The following is a 21,817-nucleotide window of genomic DNA, read 5'->3' on the forward strand; positions in this document are numbered from 1 at the left end:
GGATCCGGAATTTCAAGATATTCTAGTACTTCCGGTCCTCCGAATTTATTAAATACAAGTGCTTTCAAATGAGTGGCCTCCTCTTATATATTTTTAAAAAGCTCTGAAAGAACGGGCTTCTTGTATTTACTCCAAAACTTGCCTCTGCTTATGATACGGTTAACCCGCTGTCTGTAACAGCAAGTTTATTTCGAAATTTAGGGAGCACAAAAGTACTCCTCGGACAGAAGTTCTGTTATTCCAATTCCAAAATTGATTCACCGCTAATTATAGTACCATTATTATTTCCTTCACAAATCTCTTTCATTGTGCCTGGCTTGTCAAAATTAAACACATGCATGGGCAGATTGTAGTCTCTTGCTAAAATGAAAGCGGATTGGTCCATTACCTTTAAGTTGTGTTTTAAGACATCGTTGTAATGAAGCGAGCGAAATTTCCTTGCATCCTTATCCAATTTAGGGTCTGCGTTAAGAACACATCAACTCCTTGCTTTGCAACTAATAAAGCGTCACAATGAACCTCGATGGCTCTTTATACTGAAGGATAGTCTGTTGTAACGTAAGGATGACCGTTCAATATAGCCTTTTTCTAGATGGTGGATTGCTCTTAGACGGATGCATGGTTCTGCAACTGAAGTAATAGGTATTGCCGTCATTACTCGTACTTCCTTTTTGGTCTTGGCTTTAAGAACTCCACGAAGCATTAAACTATTTACTACAGTCGCAAGTGTACCAATGTTATCAGCTTCTGCCCTTTCTATCCCCCAGCTTTCCGCCATATTCCCTCCGAAAATGTTACCCCCACCTATAACTAACGATACTTCAACACCTAAGTTTACCACTGACATAATTTAATCCGCAATATGGTCCAACCTTTCTGGCTCAAAACCAAATTCTGAGTTTCCTGCTACTGCTCCACCACTTAGCTTAACGAGAACCCTTTTGTACCTTGACAAAGATTATACCCCCATATACCCCCATAAAATAAAAACACTAAAGCAATAAATGCTTTAGTGCTCTACTGGAATGGAAATATGAAATTACACATGTCGACTGAATGTAAGTCTTCCCTTTCCGCCTCATACTCCCACTAATTCATGTTTTTTCCATCAAGTGATTTACATTACGTGAATGTAAATTGCAATGATGAGAATGGAAATGTTTTTGGAGTTGATCTTTGACCCACCTGTTTACCTGCTGATGATGCCGTCGATTGACCTGTTCTTTAAATGAAACTATGCTATTTAGCAAAGAAGGCGAGTAGATTGAAACAAATAAGAAGTCGCTTTTCAATGGCAGTCCATATTCTTTCCATGATCTCGCTGGGCCCCCTATATAGTACAGGCGATCGAATTGCCCGTAGCATCAATAGTAACCCTGTAGTAATTCGAAGGATCATGGCCCAGCTCAAAAAAGCAGGTTTTTTTGATACAAAACCAGGAGTTGCGGGGGCCTCTCTTCTGATCTCTCCTGAAAAATGTACCCTACTGAATATCTTCAAAGCTGTCGAATCTGTGGATGGAAATCAGCTTTTCAAAATACACAAGGATACGGACCCCAGGAATGAACATTGAATCCATTCTATTACCCCAATTCTCTAATGCACAGAAGGCTATGGAGCAAGAACTAACTTCTGTTACCCTACTCAGATTGTAGAGCAACTACGGATAAAGGCAAATGTAAAATAAAGCTACTCCTCTGATGGGTAGCTTTATTTTACATTTAATGATTTTGCACCGAGTCATATAGAAGCTTGATAATCTAAGGTTTGATGACCCGGCTCCTATCATGCAAGCAAAGAGTGTCTTTTTCAGCCTCAAATGTACTCCATAAAGCGCTGGTTCTGTTATTCCGCACAAACCTGATATTCCAGCAGAAAAGGCGACCTGTTTTAATTTTGCATCCTTTGTTTTGAATGCTACAGCCATTGCACCAGCGCCTTGTGCTATATTGGAGGCCTGGAGGCCAGCATTGCCACAAGTACTAATGTTTCATAACCTGGTGATACCATTGCATTAATGAAAACAGGATAAAAAACTTTATGAATTCCATACATGACGAACAGTGGCATCAGTATTGCCATTATGACCACTGTCAACCATCCCACTCGGTCTTGGATCCAAAAAATCAAGTTCGATATATCTGTACCGACATACATACCTAAGGGTCCAATCGCTATCAAAGTAATTGGTGCCACAACTAATATGACAATCAGTGGCTGCACCTGCTTCATCTACGAAATCCCATAAGTTCGTAATAGAACCTCCCAGGAAACCATAATTATAGCCGTACATTGTTGCATCTTTATGGAATGCCGGTTGCATAATTTCCTTCTTACCTGCTATCAATCCATCCACATACTTACTAATCACTTCAACAATTGCTTCATAATCCTCGAATAGCGACTTCAATGGGACCATGTTCTTGTCCCTCGAACAACAGCCCTATAGCTGGACAATCACTATGATGAAAAGATAATTAAGCAAGATTGGAAGTTAACCTAATTAAGCCATTCAAAATGGAATTAGGACTTCAAAGGTTACCCTTTGGTACTACAGCATGGACTAAAAAGCGCGAGTCACAGTGCTGAATTCGCCCCTGTAACCCGCGTTTTTTTTATTATGCTTCTATACATCAATCACTGTCCTATTGAGTAAAAAATCAATTTATAACATCCATTAAGTTCTCATACCCACATAATCAATGGACGATGAAACTCCGCTCACTTTAAATGATACATTCGATACTTAGACATAAACTTTACAGATGGAGCGCTGAATTAGCAATGAGGACACCTATCAGCTTACTACGGGGTAAGGTAAGAGCGGAAAATTCATGTCGGAAGGATCTTTACATACAGACTTCAATTAGTTAATTATTTCCTATAACATCGCTATTATTCCATATATCAGGATTATTGATCGTTTGATTTTCTCCACGTACAGTGAAATCATAACTATCCTTTGCATTAGTATACCAGTCAACAATGACTAACTTTCCATTCGCACTTTGCACAAGAAATTCAGTAGGTTCAGCAAAACTGCCTACATCCTTTTTAACTTGTGCATCTAATTTAAGATAGAAAAAGTTCTTACCCACTCCAACATACTTTACTTCTGCTGCATCAACATCAACGTCTGTCACCAAATTATGAGTAAGATTGTTCTTAAGGAACAAATCGTATTGAGAGGTGATTTTTTTTTGCGTATATTGTTTAAGGTTTTCGTTATCTATATAAGTATCCAATTCAATGTCAGAACCGTTCCAGATCGCCCTATAATATTCAGACAGAGCATCCGTACACATTTTGTATGCTGTTTCAAAATCTGAAGCGGTTAGACCACTTTCGTCTTTCGCCAAAAAATAGGAGGAATCTTTTGATGAATTTCCTTTTGTTACAGGCGAAACTCTTGTGTTTTCAGCATTATTAATATCTCCAACAACGGGAACATTGTTATTTTCATTGTCACTAGTACTGGTCTGTTCGCATGCACTAAGAGTTAATAAAATCAATAATAACAGGTAAGCACGTTTCATTAAGTTTCCTCCTATGAAAATATTCTCGAACTCCAGATAATTAAGGAGGAGAAATTAGTTTGATGCACAACGCTTCAAAAAAACAATGAAGTGTTGTGCATCTCCCCTCAAATTTTTCACTTGTAATAACCAGTCAATTTTATAACCCTTTTGCTATCACCAGGATAAATTTCCTCCGCCTTTTGGTTGTTATTATAACTATTTTTACCAGAGCGTCCTGTAACCAATGCTCCAAGAACTGACATCGTATTAGTTTCGTAGTATTCAGTAATAATAGTCGAATGCCGCCAATTATTGTAAGATCCGCTCAAATAAAATTGCAATACATCTCCAATTTGATATGGATAGCCTGCACTAGCATTATATTTGAACGTTGAGTATGTAGTACCCGTCCCAGCCGGACCCTTCGTTGTGTTATTCACCAAAAAATTATACAAGTTTGGTACACCTGACCAGGATGAAGCACGATTACTCAAACTTCTATAATACCAGCCTGTAGAGGCAATACCTGTTCCATTAGTATCGTAAGTAATTGCACCACCAGCGAGTAATGCATGAGATACGAAGTTTGTACAGTCCCAATTTCCAGTTATTTGTGAGAAATCGTAGTAAGAAACATTCGAACCACCACTTGCAGGCTGATCTTTTGCTTTATTATTTTTCGCATAATTTGCTATCGCTGTCTTATTTAATGAAGATAAGGTTGCAAAAGGCGTAATAACCTGATTAGATGATCCGTCATTTTCTAAACTATTGATTTGTACTGGAGCTTCGCGATCGACAGAAAAATAATCGGTGATTTTATCATTTAATTCCTCTTGTCTATTAGCGGTATAAGAGCTATCCAGCTTAGAGTTGATATTAACGAGATTACTTATATGATCCCCTTCACCTCTAACATATTCATCATAATAGTCATATGGCATATACCAATCTGAAATAGTAAGCCCTGCATCTGTATTGCGAAATAACATTTTTGACACTTCGCCAAATCCAGACTCCACTTCCATTCCCACGTAATTGAATGAGGCCTCAGTACCTATTGTCAAGAGGATGCCTTCTTCGGTAACTTCAGAGGACAGTAAATTGAATTTCAAGACGTAGTTTTCTTTTTGTGCATTTGCGGCATCTACCACAAATTGTTTTGTTTTCATTTTCTTTTCGAAGTAATCAGACAGTTCGGAATCAAGCAATTCTGTCCTGACAGTTGATTTGTTATCTAATTGCTTTGTTCCGAGATCGATATTTTCATAGTAATTCTTCAACAATTCTTTTGCAAGGGAATAACTAGTTGTCACGGCAGACAAGCTAATCGCTCTATCCTGAGTGTTCAATTCAATTTGTAATGGACTACTGGGTTCAACATACGAATCATCAAAATTATGGTCTGGTAGAATAATATCTTGAGTATCAAAATCAGGTGGGTTACTTTGAGCCTGAGCAGCTGGAATATTCATGGAAAGTACAAGTGCACCTACAATCACATTGCTCATTATTTTTTTCAAAAAAAAATCATTCCTCTCATCTCATTTGTATAAAAAAACAATACTATAAACATGAAATTAAAGTTTTCTTGCAATCACACCTCCTAGAACGATCATTAGTAATAATCCTAACAATCGTTTCAATTAGCTATTTTTACGTCCTTAAAAAGTAAAAACATTACAAATAATTGTAATAATTTCCAATATAAAATATTCCCTTAAATCTGTCAATGATAATAGAGAAAAACAATAATGTTATAGATTACAGTCCTTCAGCCTAAAGTAGAAGCCGCTGCTAAAAAGAAGAGCACTGTAGCAGAAAAAGTGGTGTATTACCAAAAGCAAATCAAGAAACTTAAACATTTGATCACTAAGGTACAAATCGAACGTAGTACAGAGGTTGAAGGTTCAAAAGGTTACATAGCAAGTCTTGAATTAGAAAGGAAATACATTAAGCAAAGTTTGTATTATTCAGAGAAAATTCTTGCCTGCGGGGTGCCTGCGTGTCTTCGTTAACTTGTATGATTCGCTTTTTTAATACCTAGCCGCCGGTGTTTAACTCCCCATCGTATCAGTTGTTCTAAACAAATGTGAACATTTTCATGTATTATGGTACTTAATAAAGCTTTAAGTACATGTTATCAATGATTAGATGTTCATCTAATCGGTAATCGGACTATGTTCTTGTCAATTCCGGCAATCGGTACAAGTTCTTGTCCTTGGCTCGGGACAAACTTGTACGATAAATTAAAAAAGCCGCTAAAATAGCGACTTCAATGGGACCATGTTCTTGTCCCTTGACATTTCTTGATCAATCATATTTCTCTTTGACATCCTGTCTATCATAGACGAGAGCTGCAAACGAGTGGTTCCAGTGTAATTTGATCCGCATATCTTTTCATGAATATGGGAAATCGTTGCCTGAAAAGCTTTAAATGCTTGATACATTGATAGTGTTATCAATCGACTCTATTAGAGATGTCTCCGTAATTTTTTGATATTCACCTGTCAGAGGATCTCTGTAACCGAAAACATTAAAAGGTTCATCTGCATTCTAATAGTTCTCACTTGTAATTCGTTTCATTTACCTACCCCACTATTCTAATAGTTTACTTGCTTTAGATTCCGTATAATAATTATATCGGCACTTCATCACTAATGGCTTAAAATCAATGATTCGAATTACTAGGAGAGTGGATATACTTTGACAGTACAACCTAAGACTTCTCTCGCCATTTCTCATAGCCATCAAGTATCCTTCTGGGTTCCGCTTCAATTATTTTACGAGCTGCAAAGGTATCACCAGCTCTGAGAGCCTCTATAATACTAAGCTAGTCCGTAAGATCAATTAACTTCACGTAATTTATACCAGCCAGCGTTTTACATGAATCTGTGAATCTGGTTGTTGCGATGACAACCGCTTTTTTAGCCTTATAGTATCTCATACAAGAGAAAACTTCTTGAACAGCACTAATGCCTACCGGATTTCTACCGAATATCTTTGGCTTGAATGACATTTTCAACTCCAACTGGATCAGTAAAAACGATATCAACTCCAAAGTCACGACTACCTATAGTCTTATAGACACCAGAATAGCCTAGTTCGATTAATAATCTGTATAAGTACATCTCAAAACCGGAGCCGTTTTCCATTCTATCAATATCAGCTAATGTAATATCTCTTAGTTCGTAGTCCTCCTTATCAAATTCAACGATAATCTTTTGTTTTCTCGACTAGATGAGAATTAATATAGACAACACAAAAACTTAAGCAATAATCAGCAGAAAAATAATATACTCCATTAGACCTACACCCCTTCTAATTTCCAGTACAATAATACCATATATTTCAAGGTGATAGATAGAATTTGTGATCACAGTATTATGCAAATCAAGATTTTGAATTTATGCAAACAAGCTATAAGCCAAGGTCTAAAACGGATGATCCGGCTAAATCGTTATCTTCAAGCAGCAGAGGGACTCTTAAAGAAGGCTCAGCGCGATGAAGATGTCTTCAAATTGGCGAATAAAACCTTTCATCGCCGGAAGCTTCACGTTTAATCTAAATCAGTATCATGTATAATCTCAAACGAAGTCGTGGATTGATGAAAATTCGGTTTGGTCTGTCCTCATCTGAAACCCAAACTATTCAAACGAGTGGCTAAGGCGACTCAGAAGCATCGAATTTAACCCATCCTTTTTATAGAGGGACTTCAAGAAAAGAATCCCTGGTCTCGCTCTTCTGACAGATATCATCTATTTACCTTATGGCCACTCCAAGATGGCCGATTTGTCCTTCAACAATATGGAAGCAAGCATTCCAGGGATTGGGGATAAGATTCGCATTGAGTAAAATTAATAAACGTTTCATAGAGGTTACTTTTCTTCTCTCTTGTTTAACTTCTGTTTGAGTATCATGATTTAGTATGTAAGCATTAGCTCAATAAGGGAAGGTTACAGTTAAAGTGGTGGTAGAGTATCTATATTCCAGTGAAGTCAGTGTTGGGGCATCATCGAACTGAGTTGCGGGCACATAAAAGATCTCGGCTATTAAATAATAAGAAAAACTTTTTGTTCTGTAAAACATGAAGTCCATCTCAAATGAGATGGACTTCATTGTTCATACTAGTTTTTATTCATCATATTCCCACTTCAGAATGTCTTTAGCTTCCTTGATCACTTTTCCTTTTTTGTTGATGTAATAGGCCTTTCCATTCTTATAAACGATAGCTTGTCCATTACTGAAGCTCGTTACACTACTGTAAATCGCGGGGATGACCATTTTACCTTTTTTGTCGATGAAGCCGACTTTTCCGTTGTGTAGAGTTACAGGAGCTAATCCTTCCGAATAAAAAAAGATACGAGCATACTTAGGCTTCACAACAACTTTTCCTTTTTCATTGATGAAACCCCAGTTTTTTCCGATTCTTACTCCAACCAATCCTTCATGAAAACCAGTATCATCAATTTCGTCAAACTGCGGCTTAATAAAGTAGGCTCCTTTTTTATTGATAAATCCATACTTTCCATTGATGCTGACTGGGGCTGCCCCTTTAGCGTTAAATGGTTTGGCTGTCTGAAATTTAGCCGGAATGATGATTTTTCTGTTTTTATCAACATAGCCGTATGTCCCTTGGCTACTCTGGTAAACATAAAGCTTTTGATTGTGAGGATCATCATTAAAGATTTTTAGAATACTAGGTTCTTCAGATTCAACGATAAATTCAATGATAAACTCGTTCCATACATAACCACCGATTTCATATACCGAGAGTTCTAGCATGTATTTCCCAGGTTTCACCTTTGGGGCGAATTTGACGGTATACGAAAACGCGCCACCTTCGCCCGGAAGCAATTTTAGCACCGCTGGCGAGCTTGTGACCGAAACCATGTTTTCTCCAGCGTGACCCCAACCCGACAAATAAGCTGTGGGTTTTAGATACATCGTTTCGTTGGTGTTATTGGTATAATGGGAGGGAATTTTGAGCTTCTTCGCTTCGCCAGGTTTTAATTTAATCGTTTGTATCGCTTTTTGACTTGCAGATACTTGCGTAGGAATGCAAAGTACAGATAATAGAATGGTAACAATAGAAAGCAGTAATGCTAATCTCAATTTCTTTCTCACGCTGAAACCTCCAGTTGATTTTTCATTAAACTCTGATATATGTAAACTTCTAACTTATAAATGAGCAATCCACTTCTAGCAAACAGTAAAATGAAAAAGATAACTGCAAGTAGCAATCCCTTATTGATGATGGCTAGTTATATACCTAATAAGGGCCAGAAGAGAAACCATGACGTCATATAAGGGTGACACACCTGAAAGTACGCCCTTTTCCAACTATTATTTTTAGAATAACCTGCCCTACTTCTTTATCCAAATGGTTATGGCGAAGTCTTATATTGTTGCTTCGACGATCAAAAGATTCTTCGGAGAAGTGGTTGGTTGGGCAGACATCTGACTTCCATTGACCATTTTTGGTAGAAGGCAAATGAGATAAACGCGCCCCAGTCCTTCCTTTCATTTCAATAAATTTAATAGTACATCGCCTTCCGCCAGGCTTACATACTGATTGACTAAGACCAATTGCAAACTTTGCATAGGAACCAAATTTAAAGTTTATTTATTTAGATTCACTTGCTCCCTCCCCAATTAAATCATAAACCTGGGCGAATTAATCCAAGCGATGAATTTTGTAAAGTCGCTGCGGTTTGAACGGTTCAAGTCTGATCATGCCCATACTGTTCTTCTCAATAGTCTCGACCCCTGATCTGTTCTTGTGTATCTCGAAGCGTTTTCGCAAGCAATTGGTCTCTAGGTACGTATGTGTCAACTAGCTCATCATAGCCCTCGGGAAGCGGGCATTCTCTATTAACGTACTTCTTATTTGTCATGAATAAACCTTTACCAAAGTGAGTGTCAATAATTCCAGCAGAGTAATCTACAAAGACTCGTTCACCGCAATATTTACATTTTGAGAATGTAGTAGTTTTTTTATATGGTGCGCAGTATGTAGCAGAACATTTGCAAGCAATTTTGAATGTAACCCTAGGTATGGGTAATGAAATATCCGTTTCAAGTAAGTTACTTTTTTCATGATTCAATTCTGTTTCTGTAATATCCTCTTTAGTTTGGGAACTGTTAAGGGTATCAAGTTCAATTTGCTGTTCGGATTGTTCGAGTTTAAAATCAGCTACCAGAGTTGCATTTAATCCGAAAATATCTTTACCAACGGAGGTTATAAATCGAGTCTCTTTGTTATAACACGTAATCCACTCTTCAGATTGCTCTTTAGAAAGCTCAACCTTACCCTTAACACCACTATTTAGTGTATAGACCATTATATTAAGCCTATTATCTTCTCTCATCCAATAGCTCCCTTCCCTTTTTTTCTTATTTTTTAATGTTCCTCTTTCATATGCTTCATATCCCTAACTGTAGTTAAATAACTTCACTAAATAGATTTCAGTATAGTATGAATTTTAATCAGTTAATTATCGACTATCCCCTACTTTACGAAGTTTAAGATTCCCGATTCTTTGTTTTCTAAATGAACATGTTGAACGATTATATTCGGTTCCCTATCCCTCCCCTATCGCCTCTTACATCCTAAGAAACAGTATAATTACAGATTGAGTATTTTGTAGTGACCCGGTTGTACCCGCTCATAGTCTTCATAAGAAGATTTGTAATGATGTGTAGTGTTAGAGCAGCACCTAGAAGTACTGTGTGTTCGCCTCTTCATATAATCTATTACTTCCTTATGTGTAAAGAAGTTAACACCTTTAGCTGAAACAATTGCTCTAGTTGCCCTCAAAAACTCTTCTCTACAATTTACCACTCCCATCGGATTACCTCCATTAGCGATTTCTTTTATCTTAACATTACTTATCTTTCAGAAGAGTATAAGTTGTGTATCATCTATGCTCTTATTTCCCCATTCAAATCCTTTGTTTTTATTACTTGGACAGACTATTATGAAAAAACGAGGTGAGACAATTGTTGAAAAAGGAACTAAAAGCCCAAGCTAAGTCACGTGGCATTGAACTTAATGATAAAAAGATTGAACGCTACGTTGGATATGGACTACTTACAGGCACAAAAACAAGTCAAGGAAATGCAAGCCGTACCGGTGTGGTGAAGCTGTTTGATGAGCGATCCATAGATGCTATATGTTTAATAAACGAACTGAATGTGAACAAGAAAATTAGACGTCAACAGGATTACATCTATGTTTTGTTCTGGCGAGGATACCCGGTTGATCTGGAGAAGCTACAAATAAGATTACTGGAGTATCAAACAAAGATGATAAAGTGGTTCGAGGATAGATCAGAGTATACTTACGATCAGAGCGAATTTATGGATATGATTCTTTCGGAGAATGTAGGTAAGCTGCCTAGGAAAGTTGGAAGACCTTCTAAACAGTTCTTAGCTAGGGAAAACGTAGAATTTCAAGAAACTGCAAATGCAATGTTTAAAACAGGGAAATTATTTAGGGAATTACTGAATGGAACGATTACTCCAGGAGTATTTCGTGAATTCATTCAAAGTAAGAGTACACTATCAGATGAACCCCATGAAGAATTACTACTTCAACATGTGAACCGCTGGATTAAAGAGAATTCTTGGATGAACGCAATTAAGACGTCGAATGTTCAGGACTACAAGGATTGCTATGAACTAATTGCTTTATTAAAGGAATATTGGTTGGTAATAGAACAACAGTATGGAGACATTTATAGCATTCCAGGAGTTGGAGATACCCTAAATATACTTGAAGAAAATTTTCATATATCAAAGCTAGCTGATCAGCCTTTCATTTATAGATTTGTAATTCTAATCTTCATTAGTGGCGGATTTAGCTGCCAACTAAGAGAATTTTTGTCCCTACCTTCAGTCTATCAAGGGTGGACGTCTATAGTATCTGATTTAGGTGCCACTTCTGGAGAGGAGGTGAGAATCAATGGATAACATCGGTGTAGCACTGGGTGGAGGTAAAGCTTTTTCAATCCCTACTTGGTTTGTCTTACTGATCATTGCGTTTGCAATATTTGGTATGTACAAATTTGTTCTTCAATTTAAAGAAGAATTGGCTTAATCGAATAACAAAAGGACTAACCTAATATAGGATTAGTCCTTTTGTTATTCGATTTTAATATTTTAAAACTTTAATAAAACATCACGGATTCACCTGTTACTCAGAACTTTAAAGAGTCACAAATCACAGTTATAACAGTTTGGACAGTTAAATCAAAGGCTAATATGTGAGCTACCTCGTCACCAGCTGGTGCTCATGTACTTTCTTTATACCCTGGAAATACATTAGAGGGTGGTTAGAATTTTGTTGTGAACGGAGAAACCTGGAACTTTAATGGTATTGAAGCAGACTATGCGATACTCTCTGCTCTGTCTGCAGACAATTAATTTCCATTGAAAATACCATTCATGATCTTTCTGCACGGTTATTATCAGTCAGAAGTAAGAAAGACATTACGAAAGTTTCACTTTATTACTTCATAGAACCTGAAACTAGGTTAACCAAGGAGCTTTGTTAAAATCCGTCATATAAAAGGAGACGTTAACATGTTGAAAAAATTGATAGCTCATTTTTTAATTTCCGCTTATGTTCTTGTCCCTCCACAATAATATATGGAATTTCTCCATGAAGCAGGTTCAAAGCTTGACTTATTTAGAATTAAAATTATTTTCATATGAGGTAACACTCTCAAATAGCATCCACAATTTTCTTGCTGAAAAAAATTCTGCCAGTTTATTAATCAAAGATGCTCAGCTATGGGCTCGTTATTGTACTAGCCGAGCAACCTCTGATTTCAAATCACGAGAAAAACTTTATGCTTTCCCCATAAAAAAACCTTCGGTAGGCAAGAGAAGTCATCTTAACAGATGTCATTTTTCTCTTGTCCACTCGAAGGGGGGAATGTCATAATAGCGACAATGAAGGGAACAAACGTTCTTGTCCATACTAGTTCGTTTCCTTCAACAATATTTTGTTATCGCTGCCCGTTAAATGGGTGGTGCATGGTGGTGGCTAAAATCACTTGGAGATTATTACTCTCAGATGCAGTATTTTCTCTATTAAGCGTCAACTATCTTCATGCTATTATTTCCCTTACATATTCAGAGCACTCTTGGACCAAGTCATGTAACTTATTCAAGTCTACACAACGTTTTTCCATCAGTGGGTTATCCCAATCATAATCTTTAATTACAACCACAGCAAACTCCTTCCTATACCAGCCAACATCAATAATAATATTCATTCCATAATTATACCTGACTTGAAAAATATCTTCTTGATCCAAGAATTCCGTTCCATTGTAAGCAATAAGTCCTGGTGAGAAATCTATATCATCAAACATTAATTATGCTCCCCTCACTTTGATTTTTTCAAATATTGCAATGCTTCTGATTCATTAATAGGATGTCCGTGTATAACTGGAGTTGAATTTCCATTTTTGCTCATTTTCACAACTACATATTTTGTTTCCTTCCCTAAGTGAGCTCCAACCACGTCATCAAACTTCATTATTTTCCACACTTGTCCCGTTTCATTTTTCACTATTGTCCCCTGGTCCCAACCTATACGTTCTAACATTTCATTATCTATACCTGGCTTATATTTAGCAGCACCAGACTTTGTTGCCTTTATAGTCTTCTTATCCCATTTCACATTCTTATTCAGAATGTGTTTATGCCCATGATTATCCCATGTCAGATTTTGTGTCTTCTTAAGTTTATTGTAGTAAGAGGCAGCATCATCGCCGGTTTTAAATGTCAATTTCCCTACTTTAACTGTATATGAACCTGGAGCAAATGGAATAATAGCAGCCGCAATATCCCAAGCTAAAAAGCCAGCATTACTCCAACTAGGTTTATTCCAAAAATCAACTGCACTCCAACCGATACTTATTACATCTGCAATAGTTTCCCAGAAATGTCCCGATGGGTCTGTACGAGTTATTGGATTATTCCCTACATAAGTATATAGGTTTCTGCTCAGGGGATCATTCAGATTACCCTCGTACGTATCCTCTGTAATAAATCGTTTTGCCTCAGGATCATAATAACGAGCTCTCAGATAATAATAACCCGTTTCTTCATCGTACATTTCTCCGGCATATTTAAATGGATTATCGAATGCCTCTTTTTCCGAGGTCAAATTACCCCAAATGTCATAATCATAGGAATTCAGTGTATTACCAGCCGAATCCTTGATCTCAACTACATCCCCATGGTCGTTGTAGTAATAATATCCCCTTTGTGAACTACTCTCACGGAAAAGAAGTGAGTTCCCCCAAATATTTCTCGCTTTAGGAGTTCCTCGTTCATCTAGTTCCTCAATAATTTTATCATTCAAGTAAATGTATTGAGTACTCTTGTCTCCGACCGTTTTGGATGCACGAAGTCCGTCCCCATAATAGGTGAACTTAGTAGAAGTTTCAACATCCTGATCATCTGTTATGGTCACTTTAGTAAGCTGATTAAGACCATCATATTGTAAGTCAGTACTTCCTTCAGTAAAATCAACAAAACTATCTTCATTTGTGGTTTCAATATTACCTTTAACATCATAACTATACGTTTTGTTGTTTCCAAAAGGACTCGTTTCCTTTTGAATACGATTCAGTTGATCATATTGGAACGAAGTGATTTTAGAATTGGTCATCTTCTGAGTTAAATTACTAAACCCGTCATAATTAATCTGTTGATTGAATCCGGCAAATTGAGTAGAAACAACCTCGTCAAACGCATTGAGTTTTATCAATTGAGACTGATGATTCGGATGCTTGGTCGTAATTTGGTTTGAATCATCTCCAATACTATAGCTCATTTCAACTGTCCCCATGTCTGGGTAAGAAACAGAAGAAATTCGACTTAACTCATCATAGACATAATTGACACTTTTCCCATCTGGATATGCTAAACTTTCTAATTGATCGAAATTGTTATAAACCAGATGATAAGCACGGTTTCCGACTGTCTGAGTACTCAAACGGTTCCATTCATCGTAGGCATATTGAATGACATCTTTTTCGCTACTTGATTGAATGGAAGTAAGCAATAAATTGTTTGGATCGTACGTTTTGTTAATACTATAAGTGGTGTGGTCTTGAGCATCCTTTACAGTAATCAAATCAGGCTGATCATATCCATTATAGTTATAGGAATACGTTTCATTTAGTTCATTTGTATACTTAGCAACAAGCCCCGTAGGTGTATACGCATAGTGCTTTTCTCTAATTGTATCTTTTAGATCTGGGGTATCGCTTTTTTGTGTCTTTGTAGATGATAACTGCCATCCCAATTCATTATAGCTACTCTCCTCTTGAAGTTCCCCATTAATGTATTGTTTTGTAAGAGCACCGTTGGAATCGTATGTGTATGCATAGTCCGTTCCTTCAGCATCCGTCATAGAGACCAGTTTGTTATTCGGGTCGTAGCTATACTGTGTAACTTGCTGCCCACCGTCCGTTTTAACGGTCGTTTTTGTGTTTTGATCTAGCGAGTTAAAAGTAAATATGGTCTCTCTATTTTTACTTGCACTCTTTTCTTGATAAAAATTCGTTAATCCAGATAGAGTACTAAGTTTAACCTCTACCTTACCATTTGGAGTTACTACCTTGACCGAATTTCTTGGTAATACATTTGATCCTTCCATTGCCGTATTTCCATAGGAATAGCTCGTGACGGCTCCGCTTGGATCAATTCCCTTAGAAAGTTCACCATTTGCACCATATTGATAGCGGGTCTTCAGCTGTTCATCTCCATAAGGCAAAGTAGCAGTTAGTAACACACCACTATTATTGAATTTATTTTCAACCAATGTTCGCGTAGTTCCTTTTGAAACCGCCATCTGTGTTTCAACTTCTCCAAAAGGAGTGTATGTTGTTACAATACGAATCCCACTTGGTTCTGTCGATGTGATTTCTCGGTCAAAATTGTCATACGCATACGTATAACCCAAGATACTACTTCCATCGGATGGCAAATATTTTTCTTGGAGAATTCGGTCCTGATCATCATAATCAAACAGCACTTTACTACCATCTGGATAGCTCATGGATACTTGCCTACCGTAGGAATCATACGTATAAGCGTAACTTACAGGTTGTGGTGATGATCCATCTTTTAAAGTTAGATAAACGGTTTGTTTCGTAATATGTTGACCATCATCATATTCGAAATAATTATCATTTTCTCGGTACTTGCCAAACCCATCCCCTGAACTGGATTGTTTAATATGCGTAGGTTGATGGTCTGAATTGTAGTTCAAATATTCGGTAACTAGAGTATCTGTGGAACTTTTGCCCTGACTAGTATACACTTTTATTTCTGTACTTCTTGACAGAGTGCCATTGGCATTGTAATCAAAAGACTGTCTCGTCGAGCTATTTGCTTCTGCAGGTGTTTTTTCGATATAACTGACTTGATGAAAGGGTCCATTATAAAGATAAGTTGTTACGTTCCCTAAGACGTCGACTACTCTCTTTGGATAACCGTAATTGTCATATTGTAATGTTTGAAGAGCAGCGTAACTATCAATGGTTGAAGCACTATCCCCAAAATATAATTCATTTTTCACTTTAGCAGAGCGAGGATCGGAGGATAAACCATCCGTAAACATTTTTATGAGTGACGGATTAAATCCATCTTTATAAAATACTGATGTTACTTCTGTAGTCGCAAAATCTGTATTCGCTTGACCTACGGTTTCTTTCAACGCATTCTGTATATCCGAGTATTGTGTGGATGAATAGGTTTCTTTCAACATGCCATAGGCATTCGGGGTATAACGATTCATTACTGATGCTACATAATCGCCATAATTGTAACTTGTTTTGGTAGTAATTTCGTCCCCCGTACGGTGCTTACTGTTAGCCAATCTGAAATAAGCGATTTCCTCATCCGTTCTTGAAACATTCCATATTTCCTGAGCGTCCTTGGTATTTCCCTCTACATTTTCTTGAAGGAATTTCAAGTTATCTTTAATATCTTTAAACGTATAGTAGACAGATGTTACTGGATGATATCCAATATATGTTAATACATTTACGTCAAGATAGTTACGAATGGTTCCGCGAATTTCTGCTTGACCAGTCCATCTTCCTTGGAGTGACCATGATTTATCATACGGAGAATACCGATAATGTGTCTGAAGGCCTTGGTCATTTTCAACTTGTTTTAAGAGAAGGTATTCAACCTCGCCGTAGGTCGCTAAGTCACGATTAAAAATTTGACTCGCTTCTGCTTCTTCTTGGTCAAGAATCGGTTTGTAATTTTCGTCAAACTCATAATAGTAGTCATCTTCAAAATTAAAATCGGCGTGCGAATTCATATCTGGTGAATAATAAGAATACGATTCAATAGTACGATTGTTTAGCTTATCTTTCACTGCATTCAGTTCGTAGTAAGCAGCGGGTACCTCTTGCATTTCATACGTGTCTACTTGATCTTTTACCGCCACTCTTAAAGATGCCTTGTGATCGACCAGGGTCTTGTCATAAAACATCTTGTACAATTCTTTTCCGTTCGGTGAAGTGACCGTATACCCGTTAATTACAGCATTAGTACTCTGAATTTCGATGTGTCTTCCCACCGAATCAATAATGCTTATGCCATCACTTGAATATGAGTATGTGATTTGATCACCAAACTGATTCTTCTTGTATAATATCTCACCTTCATCATTAAACGCATACGTAAGTTGGTCATCTATGGTTAATAAGTGATCACCACTACTATCCATTTGATAAACAACATTGTCATAAGGATAATTCCTCGGATGCTTTACCACACCTTCCGAATTTAAATCAAATTCATAAGTGGTGCCATCCTCGAGAGAAAACCGGCGAACGCCGTGATCATAATTGTAACTTCTATTATAAGAATCATAAGTTACACCCGGCTGAAAAGTGATTGGAATGGACTCGTAAATATAATTCGTATGCATGACAGGCAGTGCCAGGTTCCAACCTGTCGCAATATAATAATCAGTATCCGTCAATTGATCAATCGCCTGAGTTACTGTGTTCCCCATACAATCTGAAGCTGGAGAAGTTGCATCAAAATCGCTGTTTCCTTGTTCACATATTTGCATGGCTTCATACGATGGATTAGTTGTTTTAGCATTTAAGGAATCGTACGTACGTGTAAGTGAAAAATCCAGATTGGTTTTTCCTTTTAAGTTTAAATCGACTTTACTTTGTGTTGCAGTTTTATAGATAGAGTTGACATCAGAATCAGTGTCACTTTGATACACAAAGGAACTGTTACGATCCGTAAACGAAAATCGATCTGGCAAGCTCATTAACGATTGAGTTAAGATAGAATTTGATTCAAAGGAGTCTTCTGCGTCTTCTGCATTTTCTACGTCTTCTGTATCTTTTACGTCTTCAGTATTTCCTACGTCTTCAGTATTTTCTACGTCTTCTGTATCTTTTACGTCTTCAGTATTTTCTACGTCTTCTGTATTTTCTACGTCTTCTGTATTTTCTACGTCTTCTGTATTTTTTACGTCTTCAGTATTTCCTTTGCCTTTTGTATTTCCAACGTCTTCCACATCTTCAATTTCATCTTGGTATACCGAGTCGGTCACCGAAGGCATCTCTAATGTAGGACTTTGGAGTGAGTTCCAATATGCCGTAGCCCCCTTGGCATCTTTTTCGTAGTTATATACCTGCATGGAAACTGGCGTATAACGTGATAATAATTCTCTTTCCGATTCAGATAATTCATCCATAATACGAATAACTTGTTTTTTATCTAAATCTAAAAGCCTTACTAGTAAATCGGTATTCAACAAGTAAGTTACATCAGAGTAATAATAAGCGGCCACTAAAAGCATATCAGCTGAAAATAAAGACTGCATTTCGTTTAATTGATTCTCATCAAGTTTAGAAAAAGAAGAGATACTCTTGAATGAATTGTCCTCAGCCTCTTCTTTTATTGGATTTGCGTAAATTTGGATATTTGAAAATGGGTTTAATACCAAGCTGATAATCAGCAAGAATGACAGTATAGATTGCAATCGTTTTATATTTTTCAATATTCTATCCCCTAATTATTATCAATAATCATACGATCCGTTTTTATCATGTTACCAAGCGCATCAAAAATATAGTCTATGATATAAAGCTTTTCACCTTTAGCAAATCTTTCAGAAATGATCCTATTAAACGCATCATATTCATATTTTTTTATCCCGATATCATAGGTAAAGTTGTAGATTTGTGTAATCTGTCCATTTTTAACAACGGCAGCATTTATATCTGTTGAACCCGAAATATGAATGGGTTGAGTATAGACTGTTCCATGGTTTAAAGTAGGTTTCGAGCCATCAATGGTATATAAAATCTTGTCTCCCGTTGTTGAAAGTGTTAGGTTAAATGGTTTTTCGTACAGACCTGTTGGTTTATTGACTTTGATCAAGTCTGGCAATATCCAACCATCCCGTTTTACTTGTGCATAAGCCCAAACATAAACTTCACCAAAACCTTGATTAAAACCATCATTTATAGCCTGATTAATATTGTCCCAAACATGTAAATGCTCGACGTCGTTAACAAAACCTGCAAAATAATGTATGAGTTCAACGGGGTATTTGAGATGGGATTGTACATAAGTCAACGATTTGATGTGTTTATCCTTTTGGTCATAGATCAGATAATCGTAATCTTCGAGCATAAAAAAATCTAGATTTGGATACTTCCACTGCTTATAAGGGAAATTAACGATACTCATCATTTGAGGTACTCTATCCCGGTCAACTACAGAAGGAGTAAAGAACAAGACGGTAAACTTTGCATCGGGGTAAACTTTTTTTACTGCGTCTCTCAGCATTAATGTAAACTCACCGTTTTTATTCCTCAACCAATAAAGCATATCCTCGTGACCTTTAATTGATTCCAAACTAGACTTAAATTCATACATACGTTTACCCGTCTCTTTTTGGTAAAGTTCTTTCGTCGCTTTATCATAAAATGTGGGCGGTTTATCCTTTAAACCTTCCATGAACCACCACCAAGGCTCTCCCTCCTGAATCATTGGCTCCATTCCATTTTTAACAGACATTCTTGCTAGTTCTAATACATATTTTTTATAAAATTTCTGTACGTCTGGATTTGTAAAGCTCAATAAATGAGGAACGGGCACCCATCCACTTGTAGCTGGTGTGTTGTCCCACGTGCGCTGCCACCAGTCAGCAGGCGCATCAACACTTTCCATAGAAATAGAATTGATAAGCTTGAAATCATGCTCACTCAATCTCTTAATATAGTTGTCATACCACTGTTCAAATCCTGAATTGAATGGATAATCCGTAATGACTTCCATTGCTCCATTTGAATACTTTTTGTCATAGTAATGTGAGGCACCCACATACATAGTCACATAACCATTAAAGCCCAACTTGTGATAGTCTGATACGACTCGTTCGGGGGTCAAATTGTAGATATCATCATAATCATCAGTAATGCGAAGATCTTGCCCAGGCCGAGCCGTGGGCTCTTTGCCTAAATAATCATTACCTGACACATTCCAGTTGGTCATTTTAACCATGAACTTTTCAGAATCCGATAAATAATCATCGGCTGCTGTTCCATCGTATTCTGTCGGAACATAAGCCCACATAATTTTTTTAATATCACCAACAGGGATTTTCTTCCACTCTGGATTCTTAACCCATTTTTCAATATATTCCTTTGTTCCATCTTCATGAGTGATGACATTATATTCTTTCTGGTAAGGCTGCCAGCCTGCATAAAGATTATTAAAATCAATAGTTATATTTCCTTGTGTGCCACTAGCAGCACCAGCTACTCTACGTGCAGGAAATATAATATTATTCTCTTGTTCCCAATCATCTTGGGGTCGATTGGTCACATAGTTCCACAATCGAGCATAATAAATTTCACCAGTGTTCGTCTCAATCGTAAGCGCAGGCGCAAGGACGGAATTCATTTCTGGTAAGTTTCCGTAAAGATAGTAACTGTAACTTAAAGTGACGTTTGAAAAGTCACTATCCGTTGGATATTTTAAATCTGGATGACTATAGTGATCTATAGATTCCCAACTCATCCCGCTGAGATCTGAAGGCTTTCGAAAGTTCCCCATGGTTGTAACTGTATTTCCATTAGTAATGGTTGAAGCCATCATTGAAAATGAAAAATTATTGGTTAAATATTTGGGCTGGAGTTTATAAACCTCATTTTCATGTGAGGATTTAATCATGGAAGGCACTGCTAATTTTGACTGAAGAAGTGATTTGTTCTGTGGCGTTTTCTGAGGCTCATAATCAGGGAATTCTTGCTTCCATTTATTTAATTGAGCTGTGTATGAATCTGATATCTCTTGTATATCCGAATTATCATGGGCTGTTTCTTTTGCCCTCAAGATCTCCTCATTTTCCTTTGGTTCTTGTTCTTCTTGAACTTCTTGTTCGTTGGATACAATGCCTTTTGCCTCGCTTACATATATACTAGATAAGACCAGCTGTAAACATAGTATAAAGACCATACATAAAGCTACTTTTTTTGAAATCACTTTCTCGCTCCCCTATAAGTAATTTTTAATATATAACAATTTACTATTATATTTATTTTTCAAAATTTTACAATAAAAAAATTAGTTCTATCTAAACTTAGAGGTTAAATTAGTATTCATCCGAAGGCTACAAATTGTAATTTCCCACCGATTCTTATATAAGAAAAATTGCCTGTGACTCTGTAAATCCAGGCCATCGCCTCCAATTTAGATGGCCTTTTTCACGGGACTTCGATCTTAGAACCTCTCCTTTTTAATAATTACCTAATCGGTAATAGGAACAAATTCTTGTTCTTGGCTCAGGACACAAACTTGTACCGATAAAATAAAAAAGCCGCTAAATTAGCGACATCAATGGGAACGTATTCTTATCACTCGACTCTTTAAGAAAACTTAGCAAAGAGGAACATTCCTTTTCCTCGCTTTCCTTCCTAGTTTATACCGATCCAAGTTAAGCTTTCCGAGCAAAGATTTCACTGTTTATTCGGAGTACTCTGGGACGTGCCTACTGAAATAAGCATGTTCATTGTAGCCACATTAGAATAGACCTTATTCCTAATGGACCAATCATGGAAGTACGGTTGCTGTTGCTATCATAATTGAACGTTGTTTGCTTCCGCCGGGATAAATCATCCGTTTTAAATTTTCTTCTACCAGATGACGAATATCTTAATATTCATTAGTTTTTTCAACATATGTAAGGTCTAACTTACCTTAAAGTATTCATGTTGTCC

Annotated in this window: 14 protein-coding genes and 2 pseudogenes; 3 read left to right on the top strand and 13 right to left on the bottom strand. The window is 37.0% G+C overall.

Features of this window, described 5'->3' with window-relative positions; genetic code table 11:
- Positions 1-235: 235 nt before the first annotated feature.
- Positions 236-955: pseudogene (gene pyrH, locus BLS14_RS30310) on the bottom strand (UMP kinase).
- Between the two features lie 309 nt (positions 956-1,264).
- Here pyrH and BLS14_RS30315 point away from each other — a divergent pair.
- Positions 1,265-1,573 (top strand): Rrf2 family transcriptional regulator, encoded by a 309-nt coding sequence (locus BLS14_RS30315; protein WP_256336757.1) that lies wholly within the window; start codon positions 1,265-1,267, stop codon positions 1,571-1,573.
- An 87-nt stretch (positions 1,574-1,660) separates the two neighbouring features.
- On the opposite strand, the gene BLS14_RS33395 is transcribed toward BLS14_RS30315, so the two are convergent.
- From BLS14_RS33395 to BLS14_RS30345, 9 genes and pseudogenes are all read right to left on the bottom strand, one after another.
- Complete coding sequence (locus tag BLS14_RS33395; RefSeq protein WP_256336758.1) at positions 1,661-1,927, bottom strand: hypothetical protein; 267 nt, start codon at positions 1,925-1,927, stop codon at positions 1,661-1,663.
- Between the two features lie 17 nt (positions 1,928-1,944).
- Positions 1,945-2,232, bottom strand: coding sequence for a PTS transporter subunit EIIC (locus tag BLS14_RS33400; protein ID WP_256336759.1), 288 nt, complete (start codon positions 2,230-2,232; stop codon positions 1,945-1,947).
- A 52-nt stretch (positions 2,233-2,284) separates the two neighbouring features.
- Positions 2,285-2,419, bottom strand: a pseudogene (locus BLS14_RS33405) (nuclear transport factor 2 family protein); the annotation flags it as partial.
- Positions 2,420-2,870: 451 nt separating this feature from the next.
- A complete protein-coding gene (locus tag BLS14_RS30325; RefSeq protein ID WP_090955566.1) occupies positions 2,871-3,536 on the bottom strand; it encodes a hypothetical protein in 666 nt (221 codons plus the stop codon).
- Positions 3,537-3,652: 116 nt separating this feature from the next.
- Entirely contained in the window at positions 3,653-5,029 is a 1,377-nt protein-coding gene (locus BLS14_RS30330) for an amidase domain-containing protein (RefSeq protein WP_176854863.1), read from the bottom strand.
- A 1,322-nt stretch (positions 5,030-6,351) separates the two neighbouring features.
- The gene (locus BLS14_RS33650) at positions 6,352-6,537 is read right to left on the bottom strand and encodes a restriction endonuclease (RefSeq protein ID WP_371121680.1); all 186 of its coding nucleotides are present in this window, start codon (positions 6,535-6,537) and stop codon (positions 6,352-6,354) included.
- The gene (locus tag BLS14_RS33415) at positions 6,509-6,673 is read right to left on the bottom strand and encodes a restriction endonuclease (RefSeq protein WP_371121681.1); all 165 of its coding nucleotides are present in this window, start codon (positions 6,671-6,673) and stop codon (positions 6,509-6,511) included. The genes BLS14_RS33650 and BLS14_RS33415 overlap by 29 nt, the downstream gene beginning before the upstream one ends.
- Positions 6,674-7,652: 979 nt before the next feature.
- On the bottom strand, positions 7,653-8,645 hold the full coding sequence (locus BLS14_RS30340; protein WP_090955570.1) for a WG repeat-containing protein: 993 nt from the start codon (positions 8,643-8,645) through the stop codon (positions 7,653-7,655).
- A 626-nt stretch (positions 8,646-9,271) separates the two neighbouring features.
- A complete protein-coding gene (locus tag BLS14_RS30345) occupies positions 9,272-9,889 on the bottom strand; it encodes a hypothetical protein (RefSeq protein WP_090955572.1) in 618 nt (205 codons plus the stop codon).
- Between the two features lie 634 nt (positions 9,890-10,523).
- On the opposite strand from BLS14_RS30345, the gene BLS14_RS30350 reads away from it, so the two are divergent.
- Together BLS14_RS30350 and BLS14_RS33420 are read left to right on the top strand one after the other, a co-directional pair.
- Positions 10,524-11,492 (top strand): hypothetical protein, encoded by a 969-nt coding sequence (locus BLS14_RS30350; RefSeq protein WP_090955574.1) that lies wholly within the window; start codon positions 10,524-10,526, stop codon positions 11,490-11,492.
- The gene (locus BLS14_RS33420; protein ID WP_256336761.1) at positions 11,485-11,619 is read left to right on the top strand and encodes a hypothetical protein; all 135 of its coding nucleotides are present in this window, start codon (positions 11,485-11,487) and stop codon (positions 11,617-11,619) included. Before BLS14_RS30350 ends, BLS14_RS33420 begins: the two co-directional genes overlap by 8 nt.
- Positions 11,620-12,634: 1,015 nt before the next feature.
- Here the strand turns inward: BLS14_RS33420 and BLS14_RS30355 are convergent.
- The 3 genes from BLS14_RS30355 to BLS14_RS30365 are packed head-to-tail and all read right to left on the bottom strand — an operon-like array spanning position 12,635 to position 21,083.
- A complete protein-coding gene (locus BLS14_RS30355) occupies positions 12,635-12,901 on the bottom strand; it encodes a hypothetical protein (protein ID WP_090955575.1) in 267 nt (88 codons plus the stop codon).
- A 14-nt stretch (positions 12,902-12,915) separates the two neighbouring features.
- Positions 12,916-18,588, bottom strand: coding sequence for an RHS repeat-associated core domain-containing protein (locus BLS14_RS30360; protein WP_090955577.1), 5,673 nt, complete (start codon positions 18,586-18,588; stop codon positions 12,916-12,918).
- Positions 18,589-18,599: 11 nt separating this feature from the next.
- On the bottom strand, positions 18,600-21,083 hold the full coding sequence (locus BLS14_RS30365; protein ID WP_256336762.1) for a chitobiase/beta-hexosaminidase C-terminal domain-containing protein: 2,484 nt from the start codon (positions 21,081-21,083) through the stop codon (positions 18,600-18,602).
- Positions 21,084-21,817: the final 734 nt, after the last annotated feature.

It is taken from the genome of Paenibacillus sp. OK060 (assembly GCF_900101205.1).
GTDB lineage: Bacteria > Bacillota > Bacilli > Paenibacillales > Paenibacillaceae > Paenibacillus > Paenibacillus marchantiae.

Coding starts and splice junctions, on each gene's coding strand:
- BLS14_RS33395 (WP_256336758.1), bottom strand. CDS start 1,927: ATGGCTGTAGCATTCAAAACAAAGGATGCAAAATTAAAACAGGTCGCC.
- BLS14_RS33400 (WP_256336759.1), bottom strand. CDS start 2,232: ATGAAGCAGGTGCAGCCACTGATTGTCATATTAGTTGTGGCACCAATT.
- BLS14_RS30325 (WP_090955566.1), bottom strand. CDS start 3,536: ATGAAACGTGCTTACCTGTTATTATTGATTTTATTAACTCTTAGTGCA.
- BLS14_RS30330 (WP_176854863.1), bottom strand. CDS start 5,029: ATGAGCAATGTGATTGTAGGTGCACTTGTACTTTCCATGAATATTCCA.
- BLS14_RS33650 (WP_371121680.1), bottom strand. CDS start 6,537: ATGTCATTCAAGCCAAAGATATTCGGTAGAAATCCGGTAGGCATTAGT.
- BLS14_RS33415 (WP_371121681.1), bottom strand. CDS start 6,673: ATGGAAAACGGCTCCGGTTTTGAGATGTACTTATACAGATTATTAATC.
- BLS14_RS30345 (WP_090955572.1), bottom strand. CDS start 9,889: ATGAGAGAAGATAATAGGCTTAATATAATGGTCTATACACTAAATAGT.
- BLS14_RS33420 (WP_256336761.1), top strand. CDS start 11,485: ATGGATAACATCGGTGTAGCACTGGGTGGAGGTAAAGCTTTTTCAATC.
- BLS14_RS30355 (WP_090955575.1), bottom strand. CDS start 12,901: ATGTTTGATGATATAGATTTCTCACCAGGACTTATTGCTTACAATGGA.